At 35.4% G+C, this 15,080-nt stretch carries 14 protein-coding genes; 6 read left to right on the plus strand and 8 right to left on the minus strand.

Annotation, left to right across the window (positions count from 1 at the left end):
• Positions 1-75: 75 nt before the first annotated feature.
• Positions 76-1,584, plus strand: coding sequence for a bifunctional GNAT family N-acetyltransferase/carbon-nitrogen hydrolase family protein (locus MTQ00_RS02010; protein ID WP_172277783.1), 1,509 nt, complete (start codon positions 76-78; stop codon positions 1,582-1,584).
• Positions 1,585-1,650: 66 nt separating this feature from the next.
• Here MTQ00_RS02010 and MTQ00_RS02015 read toward each other — a convergent pair whose 3' ends face one another.
• Entirely contained in the window at positions 1,651-1,812 is a 162-nt protein-coding gene (locus MTQ00_RS02015; RefSeq protein WP_172277785.1) for a bacteriocin-like protein, read from the minus strand.
• Between the two features lie 157 nt (positions 1,813-1,969).
• On the opposite strand from MTQ00_RS02015, the gene MTQ00_RS02020 reads away from it, so the two are divergent.
• The 3 genes from MTQ00_RS02020 (at position 1,970) to MTQ00_RS02030 (ending at position 5,591) form a co-directional block, all read left to right on the plus strand.
• A complete protein-coding gene (locus MTQ00_RS02020) occupies positions 1,970-3,619 on the plus strand; it encodes an ABC1 kinase family protein (RefSeq protein ID WP_273647522.1) in 1,650 nt (549 codons plus the stop codon).
• A 42-nt stretch (positions 3,620-3,661) separates the two neighbouring features.
• Complete coding sequence (locus MTQ00_RS02025; RefSeq protein WP_273647523.1) at positions 3,662-4,171, plus strand: hypothetical protein; 510 nt, start codon at positions 3,662-3,664, stop codon at positions 4,169-4,171.
• Between the two features lie 67 nt (positions 4,172-4,238).
• Entirely contained in the window at positions 4,239-5,591 is a 1,353-nt protein-coding gene (locus tag MTQ00_RS02030; RefSeq protein ID WP_273647524.1) for a DEAD/DEAH box helicase, read from the plus strand.
• Positions 5,592-5,667: 76 nt separating this feature from the next.
• On the opposite strand, the gene MTQ00_RS02035 is transcribed toward MTQ00_RS02030, so the two are convergent.
• From MTQ00_RS02035 to MTQ00_RS02050, 4 genes are all read right to left on the minus strand, one after another.
• Positions 5,668-6,324, minus strand: a complete 657-nt coding sequence (locus tag MTQ00_RS02035; protein ID WP_273647525.1) for a GDSL-type esterase/lipase family protein — start codon at positions 6,322-6,324, stop codon at positions 5,668-5,670.
• Between the two features lie 70 nt (positions 6,325-6,394).
• Positions 6,395-6,856, minus strand: a complete 462-nt coding sequence (locus MTQ00_RS02040; RefSeq protein WP_172277794.1) for a lipocalin family protein — start codon at positions 6,854-6,856, stop codon at positions 6,395-6,397.
• A gap of 205 nt (positions 6,857-7,061) precedes the next feature.
• Positions 7,062-8,225: an iron-containing alcohol dehydrogenase gene (locus MTQ00_RS02045; protein ID WP_273647526.1), complete on the minus strand. Its 1,164-nt coding sequence runs from the start codon at positions 8,223-8,225 to the stop codon at positions 7,062-7,064.
• 115 nt (positions 8,226-8,340) lie between these two features.
• A complete protein-coding gene (locus MTQ00_RS02050; protein WP_273647527.1) occupies positions 8,341-8,745 on the minus strand; it encodes a winged helix-turn-helix transcriptional regulator in 405 nt (134 codons plus the stop codon).
• A gap of 102 nt (positions 8,746-8,847) precedes the next feature.
• On the opposite strand from MTQ00_RS02050, the gene lpdA reads away from it, so the two are divergent.
• Complete coding sequence (gene lpdA, locus MTQ00_RS02055) at positions 8,848-10,248, plus strand: dihydrolipoyl dehydrogenase (protein WP_273647528.1); 1,401 nt, start codon at positions 8,848-8,850, stop codon at positions 10,246-10,248.
• A gap of 34 nt (positions 10,249-10,282) precedes the next feature.
• Here lpdA and MTQ00_RS02060 read toward each other — a convergent pair whose 3' ends face one another.
• The 3 genes from MTQ00_RS02060 to MTQ00_RS02070 are packed head-to-tail and all read right to left on the minus strand — an operon-like array spanning position 10,283 to position 12,050.
• On the minus strand, positions 10,283-10,888 hold the full coding sequence (locus MTQ00_RS02060) for a hypothetical protein (protein WP_273647529.1): 606 nt from the start codon (positions 10,886-10,888) through the stop codon (positions 10,283-10,285).
• Between the two features lie 37 nt (positions 10,889-10,925).
• Positions 10,926-11,330, minus strand: a complete 405-nt coding sequence (locus MTQ00_RS02065) for a hypothetical protein (protein WP_273647530.1) — start codon at positions 11,328-11,330, stop codon at positions 10,926-10,928.
• Positions 11,331-11,384: 54 nt separating this feature from the next.
• Positions 11,385-12,050 (minus strand): hypothetical protein, encoded by a 666-nt coding sequence (locus MTQ00_RS02070; RefSeq protein WP_273647531.1) that lies wholly within the window; start codon positions 12,048-12,050, stop codon positions 11,385-11,387.
• A 478-nt stretch (positions 12,051-12,528) separates the two neighbouring features.
• On the opposite strand from MTQ00_RS02070, the gene MTQ00_RS02075 reads away from it, so the two are divergent.
• Complete coding sequence (locus tag MTQ00_RS02075) at positions 12,529-15,063, plus strand: phosphoenolpyruvate carboxylase (RefSeq protein ID WP_273647532.1); 2,535 nt, start codon at positions 12,529-12,531, stop codon at positions 15,061-15,063.
• The last annotated feature ends 17 nt before the right edge of the window (positions 15,064-15,080 follow it).

Raw genomic sequence — 15,080 nt, forward strand, 5'->3', positions numbered from 1 at the left:
AACTCGCCCCGGATACAAGGAAATCTGGCACATAATCTGATTTATTTTACTTAAATTTAATAAAATTTATATAAAATGCAAGTAGATACAAGGACCTTAAGTGTACAGGATTATGATGAGTTGGTAGAAACAATGAGGCGTGCCTACCCTCAGATGTCAGAATATGTATGGTCTAAAAAAAGCATCGAAAAATTAACGAAAATATTCCCAAAGGGACAGATCTGTATTACAGTAGATGGCAAATTAGCTGCTGTGGCGCTTTCTATCATCGTAAATTATGATGAATTCGGAGATGATCATACTTATAGTGATATTACCGGAAATTATACTTTCAATACCCATTCGTCAACAGGAAATGTACTGTATGGGATCGAAGTTTTTGTAGATCCGGAATACCGTGAACTGAGATTGGGAAGAAGATTGTATGATGCAAGAAAAGAATTATGTGAACAATTAAATCTGAAATCGATTGTGTTGGGGGGAAGAATTCCGAATTACCACAAATACAGTGACGAATTATCGACGAGGGATTATATACGGAAAGTGAGGGATAAGGAAATTTATGATCCTGTTTTATCTTTTCAGCTTTCCAATAACTTTTTACCCATCCGTGTTTTAAAAAAATATCTTCCGGAAGATGAGTCTTCAAAGGAAAATGCAGTTTTGCTGCAATGGAATAATATCTATTACAGTAAAAAGCCTAACACCATGCAGGATAGCATTATACGGCTTGGCCTTGTACAATGGCAAATGAGGCACTTTAAGAATATTGATGCCTTTTATGAGCAGGTGGAGTTTTTTGTTAATGTAATGGGAGATTATAAATCTGATTTCGTTTTGTTTCCGGAACTATTTAATACTCCTTTGCTGGCACCATTTAACAAACTATCGGAAAGAGATAGCATGATTGAGTTGGCAAAATTAACTGACCAGATCAAAGAGAGAATCTCGGAACTGGCTATCAGTTATAATGTGAATATTATTTCAGGAAGCATGCCGGTTTTTGATCCTGAAAATAATGACCTTTATAACGTCAGCTATCTGTTGCACCGTGACGGACGAATTGATGAATACAGGAAAATTCATATTACACCTAATGAAAGAAAATACTACGGAATGAAAGGTGGGAATGAAATTAAAGTATTCGATACCGATTGCGGAAAAATAGGTCTTGTAATTTGCTATGATGTGGAGTTTCCGGAACTGCCTAGAATTCTGGCAGACCAGGGAATGAAGGTCCTTTTTGTCCCTTACCTTACAGATACTCAAAATGCTTATATGAGGGTTCGCCATTGTGCAGCAGCAAGAGCCATCGAAAATGAATGTTATGTTGCCATAGCTGGCTGTGTAGGGAACTTACCGGGAGTGAATAATATGGATATTCAATTCGGCCAGGCAGCTGTATTTACCCCTTCTGATTTTGCTTTCCCATCTAATGCCGTAAAAGGGGAAGCGACCCCTAATACGGAGATGACCTTGATTGTGGATGTAGATCTAAATCTTTTAAAAGACCTTCACTATAATGGTTCTGTTCAGATTCTCAAAGACAGGAGAAATGATCTCTATGAAACTTATCTTAAATAGTTAACAAATAAAAACAGAATGCTTTTGCATTCTGTTTTTTTATAAATAATTTTTGTTACCTCTATCTTATTGAAGTTGTGGACAAACTACAGCCGGGCAAATCAATTTTGGACATCTAGGTCTTCCGTCTGTAGGACAACATTGATTTGAGCATCCTACGATAATTCCAGCTCCTGAAACAGTTCTTAATTCTTCTCTTGATAATTTTTTGATCGGTAAATTTTTCATTTTGTAATATTTTACGGGTTAGTAATAATTTTTGTACCCTATAAAGATAAAAAAATCCGGCAAATAACAATAAAGATGGATTTTTTTTCTTCCATAGTTCTTTGGATATTGTATTAGGAATGGTTTTTGGAGTAATTTGCACTTATTATTCACAATTATGTTTGATAAGCAACAGAGAAAACTGAAAAGATCTGCCAGGCTGATTTCCGTATTAAGCAAATATGGTTTTAAAGATATGCTGGCCCGGATGAATGGGAATAAGCAGGAAGAGGAGGATTCTGAACGTTCTGATGAGATTATTTCAAAAGGAACTGTTTACGAAAGGATCAGATTGGTTTTGGAAGAGTTGGGGCCAACATTCGTGAAACTGGGACAAACATTTAGCAACAGGGAAGATTTACTTCCCCCGGAACTGATTCAGGAATTACAGAAACTACAGGATAAGGTGGATACTGTAGAAATGAATGTAACTGAAATCCTGGAAAATGAATTCAATATTTCAGTGAAGGATCATTTTCTGGAAATTCAGTCCCAACCCTTAGCAACCGCATCCATTGCACAGGTGTATAAGGCTACTTTAGCAGATGGGACCAGTGTAATCCTAAAGATAAAAAAAGCCGATGTACAGACCGTTATTGAGGATGATTTGCTTTTGATCAAAGACTTGGAAAGGCTTGTTTCTTCTTATTCTGAAATTGGAGAGAAACTGAACTTAAAACAGGCTATATCCACATTTGAGAAATCGTTGCTTGAGGAAGTTTCTCTGATCAATGAAAAAGATAACATTTTACAGTTTACACGAAACTTTAAAAATAATAAGGAGACCTACGTTCCAAAAGTTTATGAGGAATTTTCCAATAATAACATTCTCTGTATGGAATTTATTGATGGAATAAAGGTCACTGATAAAGCAGGACTTTTAGCCCATAATATTGATCCTGTAAAGGTTTCTGAAGCAGGATTAAGGTTGTTTGTATCTCAGATCCTCGACTATGGTTTCTTTCATGCAGATCCGCACGCCGGAAATATTCTGGTAAAGAAGGATGGGAAAGTCGTTTTTATTGACTTTGGAGCAGTAGGGCAGATTCAGCCTAATGATAAAGAAATCCTTGAGGATCTTATTGTAAGTTTTGTAGCGAAAAACTCACACAAAATAGTGAGGTATCTGAAGAAGATGGCTGTCAGTTATGAAATTCCGGACGAAAGAAGATTTGAAAATGATGTAAATGATATTCTGAATTTTGTTCATAGTTCTTCTTTGCAGGATATCAATGTTCAGACGGTAATCAATAAAATGAAAGACATTTTGAAAGATAACCGCCTTCATATGCCGGACTATTTTTATCTGTTGTTTAAAGGAATCAGCCTTATAGAGGGAGTAGGAAGGAATATTAATCCGGATCTGGACATTGTTAAAAGTCTTAATCCTTATACCAAAAAGATATTTGCCAAAAAAATAAGTCCGAAAAATATACTTAAAACCGGAATGGATAAAATGATGAATTTCACGGATAATGTAGATGAAATTCCCAGAGAACTCCGTTCTGTTTTACAAAAGCTGGATGAAAATAAGTTTAGCATTTCCAGTGAAATTAAAAATATCGACAAAACGAATCAGATCATCAAATCCAGTGCGGTTAATATGATTTTAGCGCTCATATTGGGAGCAAACATGATTGCAACGACAATTGTTTTTGTGTCAGAGGCTCCTCCGAGGATCGGAGAAATGTCACTGATAGCGGTATTGGGGTTTATCTTTTCAGTGATATTGGTTTTGATTCTGTTACTGAGGATAACCAGAAAGTAATTTTTTTAGAAGAAAGATTCATTTAAAATAAAAAATAACCATATGAAACTAATGATTTTAGCTGTTCTGACATTCGGAAGTTCTGTCCTGTCAGCTCAAAATAAAGAAGAAAAAGGAATCCTGGGTGATTACGATGGAAATGGAACAAAGGAATATGCTTATTTTAAAATAAATGACTGCACTGAAGAATGTGATGGAGCGTGCGAAACGGTAATTTATTTTAGTGACAAAAAAATAAAGTCTTTTACCGTTTCAAAAGCAAATGGTGTTGAACTGTACAACCTCGGAGACCTTAATGGGGACGGAAAAGATGATATCGGGGCTTATACGCTTTGGTGTACAAGCTGCTGGGCTCCGTTTTATGTATATACCAACAGTAAAACCGATTGGAAGCCTTTAGTGAAACCTATTTCAACCCATTGCTCGCAATGGGAAGCCGATAAATTTCCGATCAAAAAAGATCCTCGGAAGAAAGGACATGTAATTATTACGTCAAGCCAATGGAAAGATGATGATATCAAGATAGTGAGTCAAAGCGTTAAAGTAAATTAAAACCTGCTATTCATCAACCATTCAACTATCATTTCACATTGTACATTTTAATACCTATCTTTGCAAAATGGAAAAACTCACTTTTGCAGATTTTGGCCTGCCGGTAAAAATTCTTGATGTTTTAGCAGATTTGGAACTGTTTGAACCTACTCCTATTCAGGAAAAGAGTATCAGCCCGATACTTTCGGGTAGGGATGTAATGGGAATTGCCCAAACCGGAACAGGAAAAACTTTAGCATATCTTTTACCGGTTCTTAAGACCTGGAAGTATAACAAAAGTGGAAATCCAACGGTATTGGTATTGGTTCCTACCAGGGAGTTGGTGGTACAGGTAACTGAAATTCTTGAAAAGTTAACCGCCAATATTACCGCAAGAGTTATCGGAATTTACGGAGGAAAAAATATCAATACACAGAAGCTTTTATTTGATAACGGATGTGATATTTTGGTAGGAACTCCGGGAAGGGTAATGGATCTGGCAATTGATAACGCAATTTCTCTTAAGGAAGTTCAGAAGCTGATTATTGATGAGTTTGATGAAATGCTTAATTTAGGTTTCAGACCACAACTGACTCATATTTTTGAAATGATGAAAGAGAAAAGACAGAATATTCTTTTCTCTGCTACAATGACGGAAGCTGTAGATGAAATGCTGGATGAATATTTTGCCCATCCTATAGAAATTTCATTAGCAAAGTCCGGAACTCCTCTGGAAAAGATAGAACAGACAGGATATAAAGTTGAAAATTTCAATACGAAGATCAATCTACTGGAGCATTTACTTAAAAATGACGCCGAAATGTCTAAAGTTCTGATCTTTACCAATAATAAGAAGAACTCCGATTTGTTATTTACAAAGATTGATGAAATTTTCCCCGGACAATTTGATGTTATCCACTCCAATAAATCTCAAAACTATAGATTGAAAGCGATGAAACGCTTTGAAAATGAAGAAATCAGAGGCCTGATCACTACAGACGTTATGGCAAGGGGGCTTGACATCTCGGATATTACGCATGTCATCAACTTTGAGACTCCTGAAGTTCCTGAACAGTATATCCATAGAATTGGTAGAACAGGTAGAGCGGATAAAAACGGTAAAGCTGTTACTTTTGTTACTAAAAAAGAAGAATCGTTGGTACTGGATATTGAGCTTTTGATGGATAAAGAGCTGAAATTTATAGATTTCCCTGAAGAAGTAAAAATCAACCCTAAGAAGATTGCATCTGAAGAAGACCAGATTATAATGAAGAATCCGGCGCAGGTAAAGCTTTACGAAGGAGGTGGAGCTTTCCATGAGAAAAAAGATAAGAATAAAAAGGAAAACTGGGGTGGACCTTCTAAAAGAAAAGCACCAAAGAAATTTGGGGCTAACAGGGCACAGCAGAAAGCAATTTCGAAATCAAAAAGAAAGAAATAATAAACAAAAAGCTTCATCGGTTAAGATGAAGCTTTTTGTTTGCGGATGTGGAGAAGGTATCTTCTGTTAACATCTGCTATTTCATATAAGGTCTTATCACATCTGCCCAGATCTTATTTCCTTCCGGAGTTAAATGAAGCATATCTTCAAGGAAAATATCTCTTCTTACATTTCCATTCGCATCTTCCATTGCCTTAGTGATATCAATATATTCAGCATTTTTTTCCTTTTTCATGAAGGCGGCAATCTGTTTGTTGGTTTCTCTCATTTGTGGCCAGAGAATTTCCCGGCTTGGCGAAAATTTAATTGAAATGTAATCGACTTCTATGTTAGGAAACCTTTGACGAATCTTTTTATAGAAAGTTTTAAAACGCTTGACAACCACATCTGCTTTTAAATCGTGATTATCTGCAAAATCATTATCCCCGCAATAAATGATGATTTGTTTGGGTTGATAAGGAGCGAGAAGATCATCAGCATAGGCATTCAGGTCTGTTAACCTTGAGCCACCAAATCCTCTGTTGATGATTACCTTACCAGGAAAATAACTCGCCACATCTGTCCATCTTGTAAAAGATGAGCTGCCGATTAAAAGAATAGCATCTTTGGGTGGTGGAGTTTCCTTATCTAATTTTTTGAAATTTTGAATGTCCTGCCAGAACATCGGTTTTTTTTCCTGTGAAAAGAAAATGGCAAATGACAGCAATAAGAATGCTGATAAAATCTTCTTCATTTTTTTAATAATTTTTAGTTATTGAAAACCCGTCTCAAAAAAAACTCCCGAACTTTTCGGGAGTGTGGTTTTATCTTTTATAGGTAATGTAGGCGATATCTACAACCTGGTCTCCATTGATATCTATATTGCCAAAAAGCTGTTGGAGCTTAAGTTCCGTACTATTTAAAATCGCAACTCTGTATTTTAGTTCCCCACTATTTCCATATGTTATGGTAAGGTCTTTAGAGTCTGTATCATATTTAAAGGTTCCTTCACTTAATCCATTCTGCTGACAATCTGCACCAACTCCGGCATAAGAAGTATATGAAGTAAAATAATCGGTTCTGAACACGGTAGTATTTTTGGTACTACATCCGCTGGGAGTATCAGAGGCAAGTACAGTTTTATTGTCTTTTCCGGAGATAATTTCTGTTTTACTTGTCTTCCATTCTCCTTTCATCATATCCAGTTCATAAGCCTGCATGTTGTCATCTTCACACGAAGTAAGCGCTAGCGCTGAAAAGGCAAATAAAAGTAGTTGTTTTTTCATTTTCACAAATTTAAGAATATGCTAAAATATAAATAAATTTGAAATATAGATAATGAAATTAAGGTTTTTTAAACAAATGTTTACAAATAAAATAATTTTGTATTAAAAGTTGGAAGTCAGAAACGATTAGAATTTATATATTTTAAAATGAAGGAATTGATCATTCAAATAACTTCCATTATCTGACTTCCAGCATCAAATCTGTTTAGTAACTCATTTCTACGATCTTATAAGCATCCTGAGGAGTTAACTTTTTGTATTCTCCCAGACCTAGCCAGTTCCTGTCTGTAAAAGCTTTTTCCACTCTTTCAGCAGTACCTTTAAATTCTTGGGTATATTCTGAGAGTTTAGTCTGGACATCTAAGCTGTGGAAAAATTCTTCCAGCTTCTTAATACCGGCTTCTGCTTTTTCCTCAATACTTCCTTCTTTAATTCCCCAAACTCTTTCAGCATATTGTGCCAGTTTTCCTTTTTTGGAATCAAAATTATATCGGTAATGAGAAGGGGCAATGATGGCTAAAGTTCTCGCGTGATCAATGCCATAATAAGCTGTTAATTCATGACCCATAGCATGAACGGCCCAGTCTGTAATCACTCCTTTCTGGATCAGACCATTCAAAGCCATGGTACAGCACCACATAAAATTTCCGGCAGCATCATAATCAAAATTGTCGGCCATTACTTTTGGAGCCGTTTCCTGAAGACTGATCAAAATACTTTCTGCAATTCTTTCCTGCAGGTCTGCAGAAGATGGAGCCGTCATATATTGTTCAAGAACGTGCGTGTATGCATCAGTAATTCCATTAACGATTTGTCTTTTAGGGATCGATCGTACAACCTCCGGATCTAAAACTGAAAATTGCGGGAAAAGACCGGGACCTCCTGTGGATAATTTTTCGTTAGTTTCTCTTCTTGAAATAACATATCCTGAGTTCATTTCGGAACCTGTTGCAGGAAGAGTCAGAATACTTCCGAAAGGCATCCCTTCTCCTTCAAAGGTTCTTACCGGTTTGGTGAGGATTTCCCAAGGCTCACTATGGTAGTTGGCTGCCGCGGAAAGAAATTTCGTTCCGTCAATAACCGAACCGCCACCTACTGCCAGGAGAAAAGTAATTCCTTTCTCTTTGATCACCTGCAGTGCATTGATAAGTACCTCGTATTCCGGATTAGCTGGAACACCCCCGAATTCATGCACTTCATAATCTTTTAAAGCTTCTTTTACCTGATCATAAACGCCGTTACTTTTAATGCTTCCACCTCCGTAAATCATTAATATTTTGGCATCAGCAGGAATTTCTTTTGAAATTTTAGCGATTTCACCTTTTCCAAAAAGTATTTTGGTTGGATTTTTAAATTCGAAATTGAGCATTAGTGTAAATTTATTTTACTCAAATTTACGGAATACAAAGTGAAAACTGAGTTAATGGAGTTTTAAAATTATTATGATTCTGTTTTATGAAAACTATTAGTGTATGGGAATTGTATCATTTTCCCTTCAGGTACGCTTTGGCAGTTTCTATAAACTTTTCTTTATCTTTTTTTATTCTTTTCAGCATCTCTACTTTATCAGGAGGTGTTGATAAATATTTATCACCCCAAAGATTGATCTCTACGATGATAGGGACGAGGTCAATTCCTTTCTCAGTGAGAGAATAAATGACTTTTAATTTATTTTCAGGATGATCTTTTTTATCAATAATACCGTTTTCCAGTAAATGTTGTAACCTCGAGGCTAATATATTGGTGGCTATTTTTTCCTCTGCTTTCAAAAAAGCTCCGTAAGTACATTCTTTATGAAGCATAAGGTCACGGATGATAAGCAGGGACCATTTATCTCCCCATATTTCAAGGGAAGAGCTGATAGGGCAGTCGGATCTTTTTTTACTCATAATTTTAATTGAAAAAAAAAAAACACTTGCAAAATGAAAGTTTTTATTTAATTTTACTTTTATTTTGCAAGCAAATTTAATTATAAATAAATTAATAAATCAATGGAAAATTATGACGTTGCTGTAATAGGCTCTGGCCCTGGTGGATATGTAGCTGCAATCAGAAGTGCACAACTGGGTTATAAAACTGTAATCATAGAAAAATATACAACATTGGGAGGTACATGTACAAACGTTGGCTGTATTCCTACAAAAGCATTACTGGATAGTACCCATCACTACGCAGAAGCACAGCACGGGTTTGGGAGCCATGGAATTATGCTCAATGAAATTAATCTTGATTTTAGCCAGATGTATAAAAGGAAATCGGAGGTCGTAACTAAAAATACTTCCGGACTTGAATTTTTAATGAATAAAAATAAAATCACCCATATTCAGGGAATGGCCCGATTTATTAATGATTCCACTATACAGATCAGCGGAAAGGAAGGTGAACAAACTGCTGTGGCTAAACATTACATCATTGCAACAGGTTCCAAGCCTTCAACTATTTCCGGGATTGAAATTGATAAGAAAAGAATAATCACTTCTACCGAAGCTCTTTCTCTTCAGGAAAAGCCTAAAACGATGATAATCATCGGTGGTGGGGTAATCGGTGTTGAAATGGCCTCTATTTTTAGCAGAATAGGGACTAAGGTTACCATTCTTGAATACGCGGATCATCTTATTTCCACAATGGATCACGGGTTGGGCAGGAGCCTTCAAAAGATTCTTAAAAAAGAAGGAATTGAAATACATCTTAACCAGTCTGTTTATAAAGCGGAAAATTTGGGAGCTTCAGCAAAAGTTTTTTTTCGTGATCAAGGCGGAAAAGAAAATGAGCTGGAAGGAGATTATGTATTGATGGCGGTGGGAAGAAGACCTTATACAGAAGGGTTAGGACTTGAAAATACAGGGGTGCAGATTAATAACCGTGGTTTTATTGAAGTAGATGAAAAATGCCGCACAGCAGTTTCTACGATTTATGCAATAGGTGATGTTATCGGTGGTGCAATGTTGGCACACAAAGCGGAGGAAGAAGGGGTTCTTGTTGCAGAAACAATCAATGGCCAGAATCGCCATATCCATTATGACCGTATTCCTTCAGTGGTGTATACCTGGCCGGAAGTGGCATCTGTTGGATTTACAGAAGAATATCTTAAAAAAAATCAGATCGAATACAGGTCAGGATCGTTTCCTTTCTCGGCCAGTGCCAGGGCAAGAGCATCGATGGATACGGAAGGTTTTGCAAAAGTACTGGTAGATCCTAAATATGGTGAGATCTTAGGAGTTCACATTATTGGAGCAAGGGCTGCGGATTTAATTGCCCAGGGGGTTATAGCCCAGGAATATGAAGTGACAGCAGAGGACATGTTCCGTATTTCCTATGCACATCCTACGTACTCAGAGACATTGAAGGAAGCCTATCTGATTGCGTCCGGACAGGGAGCTGTTAATATTTAATCTTGTGAAAAAACTACTCTCAAGAGTAGTTTTTTTATTGGGTATTGCAGTCATTACTTTTATAATACACTCCATTACTTTTTGCTTCGAGTCTTCCTGTTTTTCTATTAATTTTTATAAGAAAAGATTCTTTTGTAGCGGGACAGGCTTTAGATTTTAAACCAAATAAGGAAACGTATTTTTCTTCTATTTTATATGATCCGGTAAATCGGTTACTTGTATCCACAGAATACCCATACGTTTTTGCCAGTAAAATAGCCTCCGGAAGATTGTCTACTGTTCCGAGAAAATCTCTCAGTTGCTGTTCATTGGAAAAATAAACAGACCTTTCGTTTTTGCACGCAAGAATATATGAAAAGCAGTTGTTCCCAATACATTTCTGGAAAAAACCTTTTTCAGGAACAGGTTCATTGATGGTCATAAAGTCAGGAGCCTGGCTTTCATAGAGTACTGATTTTTCATAGTCCATATCATTGCTCAGAACGCGCCAGTAAGCATAGTCTTTATCAGGAACAATGAACGGGTAAAGGTATTCTACCGTATCGAGAATATCAGGAATTTTTTTATAATCATCAGGAACCTTGATCTGGCTGTAAAGCAGATTGGAGAGAATCAGGGAAAATGCGATGATTACTTTCATAGAGAATGTGTTTCCGGTGCAAATTTAAGAAAGAGAATTATTCCAATACAATTTTATAATATCCTTTTTCAGCAGTCACATCAATATCTATACCTGTAAACGTTAATTTATTGATTTGATAGCCATCACACCCTCCATTAAATTCTGATGACTGTATTGAAAAATCTAAGTCTTTAATATTAGAAAAGAATTTATACTTTTTTGTTCCATTATAAGCACCTACATTTTCTACAATGATCATATTGTCAGATGTTTTGGATAGTTGTACGCTATTGTTATCTTCGTCCTGAACTGAATAAGTTGTCAATGTTCCATTGGCAATAAGATTTTCATCATTAGAATCCACAAACTTAAAAAGGATCGGCATAGGAGCATTATAACAATCTTTTTCACATGAGATGAAGAGAAGGGCTACGAGTAAAAAAGTAAATATTTTTTTCATGGATGATGGATAGTGTGAAGAGTAAATTTAGGTATTAATATTTGGTAATCAAAACTATACTATACTTGAATTATTAAAACGACCTCTGAATATTTTCAAAACTTGTGCAAGCTGACCATCTGTAATATCAAAATCATCAATGTTGATTTCTATTTTTTCATTGTTGTGGAAAAAGTATAAATAATTTATTTCAGGCTTATAATCATGTTTAGATTCACGGCTCACCAAACGCTTTACAATAATCTTTTCAAGTTGAATTTCACTCCACAAATACCTAGTATTATTTTTTACCTGAATCCCTTTTCCATTAATAGAAATGATAATTTGTGATATTTTTTTGATCTCTGAAATTATTTTGAACATAAAATAGCCAGTAAATCCAAGAAGTATACATAATATAAATATTGCAGCTCCGTTAAATTTGAATTTAAAACCTAAAAGAAAAAACAAACCTAGAATCACAAATATACCGTAAGTGGCAATAGCAATAATTCTACCCGAACGCGAATATTTGATTATAATTTCATCAGGAACTGAATTTTCATCATATTCAATTTTATCACTTTTATGAAAAGAATATTCTTTATAAATGAAAACGCCATTGATGAATGAAGCAATGAAAAAAATAATAGAAAGAGGAATAAAATATTGTAGTAAATAAATACCTATGAATAAAGCTAAACTTCCTAAAATTGCATAAAAAATAATTCCGAATTTCATTTCTGGTTAAATTTTTTGCGAATATACATTTTAAACTCAATTTACACGAGATTCATAAAAAAACATTTCCGTTCCAAGGATATTCAGAACCGCGCCAAATAGTAGCTTTTAAAACAATTATAATAGTTTGAATTAAAAAAATCAAAGTGAGAATAGCATGAAATGAATTGCTTTTTTTTCTAAAAATTAAAGTAAAAATTAAATGGATAATTGTTGTTAAGTATAAAATAGCATATCCTATTAGATCTCCCAATCCCCAACCAAAAGAAATGTGTTTGTAAAATGTTCCTAATAAAGAAATAATAATTAAAAAAAATAAGAATAATTTAGTTGAATCTTTTCCAAAGATAGTTCATGGTTAATTTATGTGTTTATTCTGCAAAAGTATTTATAAAATTAATATTATTTTTTTGCATTTTGGTCTTAATTTTTGTCATTTGTCAATTAAATTAATTTCAAAATCGCTTACATTTGTTATATGATACATGACCAACGCGCAGAGAAATTCAGGCAGATTGTAGAAAATAAATTCCAGATCTACAATTCATTATTTATGAGTTTGCCTTATGATAAAATGACCAATATCGGGATGTTACTCCCATTTTTATACGAAGAAAGCAAAAACGGTTACGAGGCCGGAAAGACCCCTGAAGAAATCGTAGAGGAGTTTTTTAAAAGCCATACCGACCTGCATACTGAGGAACAGAAACTGGAATTGCTTTTTAAAATCATACAATATATCGAAAGGCAGGTAGTTTTATTTGACAGTATTGAAGATGCTGCCTTTCCGAATCTACATTCGGAGAGCGATAATGGAACGGTAACCAATCTTTTTGAGCGCTCCCAGCAGGATCATAAACTTGAAAAAGTTCGTGAAAAGTTGAGGGATTTTACAGTAAAGGTTGTGTTCACCGCTCACCCTACACAATTTTATCCAAGTTCTGTACAGAGGATCATTCAGGATTTAAGGTCAGCGATTACCACTGATTCTGTTACCAATATTGATATGCTTCTTCAGCAGCTGGGAAAAACTCCTTTTGTTAATAAAGAAAAACCGACTCCTATTGATGAGGCATTGAGTATCATTTCCTATTTACGCTATGTGTATTACGATACCATTGGTGAATTGTTTACCAAGATCAGAAAAACATTCGGAAACGGACATTTTCATTTGCATGAAGATATCATACAGCTTGGTTTTTGGCCGGGAGGAGACCGGGATGGTAACCCTTTTGTAACGGCTGATGTTACCAAAAGAGTCGCTGAAGAACTTCGTTCTGCAATTTTAAAATCTTATTACAGCCATTTAAAATTTATCAGAAGACGTTTAAGTTTCAGAGGCGTGTCGGAAGTTTTACAACAGCTTAATGATGAATTGTATGCGGCTATTTTTAATAACCACAAAATTACCACTGAAGATATCCTGAAAAGGGCAGATGAAGCAGAACATTTTCTTATACGGGAACATAACTCATTATTTTTAGATCTTCTCGTGAATTTCAAAGACCGGGTTAAAATTTTCGGGACCCATTTCGCCACATTAGATATTCGTCAGGACAGCAGGATCCATCAGCAGGTTATAGATGAAGTTTTTGCAAAATTATATGGAGATAAGGAAGCTGATCATAATGAAAAATTCAACCGATTAATTCAGGATTTAAAAACAGTTAAGGCTGATGATTTTGAAGGCATTGTAAAGGATACTTTGCTTACTGTTTCAGAAGTTGCTGAAATTCAGCAATTGAATGGTATGAGAGGAATGAACCGTTATATTATATCCAATTCCGATGCTGTGAAAGATGTGATGAATGTATATGCATTTTTCAAAATTTGCGGTTATCAGGAAGAAAATATCAATATGGACATTGTTCCTTTGTTTGAAACCATGGAAGGGCTTGATAATGCTGAAAAGGTAATGAAAGAACTTTACGAAAATCCGGTTTATAAAAAACATCTTGAAAAAAGAGGTAATCAGCAGACCATTATGCTGGGCTTTTCCGATGGAACAAAGGACGGTGGGTATTTAAAGGCCAACTGGGAGATTTACAAGGCTAAAGAAGTTCTTACTAAACTTTCCGAACAAAGGGGGATCAAAGTCGTATTTTTTGATGGAAGGGGAGGACCTCCGGCCAGAGGAGGGGGCAAGACCCATGATTTTTATGCTTCTCAGGGAAATACCATTGCCAATAATAAAATTGAGCTAACCATTCAGGGACAGACTATAACCAGTATTTTTGGAAATAAAGAGCAGGCAAAATACAATTTTGAGCAACTATTAACGGCGGGAGTGGAAAACGATGTATTTAAAAACTCTAAAAAAGACCTTACTGAAAAAGAAAGAAAGCTGATCAGTGAGCTGGCAGAGATGAGTTATAAAAAGTATTCTGATCTGAAAGCACATCCGATGTTCGTTCCGTACTTGCAGGAAATGAGTACATTGGAATACTATGGTAAAACGAATATTGGAAGCCGTCCATCAAAACGAGGAAACGGGAACGAATTGAAATTCGAAGATCTAAGGGCTATTCCATTTGTGGGTTCGTGGTCCCAGCTGAAGCAGAATGTGCCGGGATTTTTTGGTTTTGGTTTTGCAATGGAGGAAATGAAAAAGCAGGGAAGGTTTGAAGAAGTAAGAGAATTATACAAAGGTTCGGACTTCTTTAAAACTTTAGTTTTAAACTCTATGATGAGTATGAATAAATCTTATTTCCCGCTTACTTACTATATTAAAAACAATCCGAAATTCGGAGCATTCTGGAATGTGCTCTTTGAAGAATATAACCTTTCAAAAGATATCATGCTTGAACTTACCGGATTTACCATGCTTCAGGAAGAAGATCCATTGTCAAGAAAATCTGTAAAGATCCGTGAAAAGATTGTATTGCCTTTGTTAAGCATCCAGCAATATGCTTTAATGAAGATCCAGAAAGGAGAAGGGAACAAAGAAGCTTATGAAAAGCTGGTAACAAGATCATTGTTTGGAAATATTAATGCGAGTAGGAACTCAGCTTAGCAAACGATCTCAAAACT

Source organism: Chryseobacterium sp. B21-037, assembly GCF_028570785.1.
GTDB lineage: Bacteria > Bacteroidota > Bacteroidia > Flavobacteriales > Weeksellaceae > Chryseobacterium > Chryseobacterium proteolyticum.

Excerpts from the sequence above, each read along its gene's own strand:
- MTQ00_RS02020 (WP_273647522.1), top strand. The coding sequence starts at position 1,970 with ATGTTTGATAAGCAACAGAGAAAACTGAAAAGATCTGCCAGGCTGATT.
- MTQ00_RS02065 (WP_273647530.1), bottom strand. The coding sequence starts at position 11,330 with ATGAAAAAAATATTTACTTTTTTACTCGTAGCCCTTCTCTTCATCTCA.
- MTQ00_RS02060 (WP_273647529.1), bottom strand. The coding sequence starts at position 10,888 with ATGAAAGTAATCATCGCATTTTCCCTGATTCTCTCCAATCTGCTTTAC.
- MTQ00_RS02035 (WP_273647525.1), bottom strand. The coding sequence starts at position 6,324 with ATGAAGAAGATTTTATCAGCATTCTTATTGCTGTCATTTGCCATTTTC.
- MTQ00_RS02030 (WP_273647524.1), top strand. The coding sequence starts at position 4,239 with ATGGAAAAACTCACTTTTGCAGATTTTGGCCTGCCGGTAAAAATTCTT.
- MTQ00_RS02070 (WP_273647531.1), bottom strand. The coding sequence starts at position 12,050 with ATGAAATTCGGAATTATTTTTTATGCAATTTTAGGAAGTTTAGCTTTA.
- MTQ00_RS02040 (WP_172277794.1), bottom strand. The coding sequence starts at position 6,856 with ATGAAAAAACAACTACTTTTATTTGCCTTTTCAGCGCTAGCGCTTACT.
- MTQ00_RS02075 (WP_273647532.1), top strand. The coding sequence starts at position 12,529 with ATGATACATGACCAACGCGCAGAGAAATTCAGGCAGATTGTAGAAAAT.
- MTQ00_RS02045 (WP_273647526.1), bottom strand. The coding sequence starts at position 8,225 with ATGCTCAATTTCGAATTTAAAAATCCAACCAAAATACTTTTTGGAAAA.
- lpdA (WP_273647528.1), top strand. The coding sequence starts at position 8,848 with ATGGAAAATTATGACGTTGCTGTAATAGGCTCTGGCCCTGGTGGATAT.
- MTQ00_RS02010 (WP_172277783.1), top strand. The coding sequence starts at position 76 with ATGCAAGTAGATACAAGGACCTTAAGTGTACAGGATTATGATGAGTTG.
- MTQ00_RS02025 (WP_273647523.1), top strand. The coding sequence starts at position 3,662 with ATGAAACTAATGATTTTAGCTGTTCTGACATTCGGAAGTTCTGTCCTG.
- MTQ00_RS02015 (WP_172277785.1), bottom strand. The coding sequence starts at position 1,812 with ATGAAAAATTTACCGATCAAAAAATTATCAAGAGAAGAATTAAGAACT.
- MTQ00_RS02050 (WP_273647527.1), bottom strand. The coding sequence starts at position 8,745 with ATGAGTAAAAAAAGATCCGACTGCCCTATCAGCTCTTCCCTTGAAATA.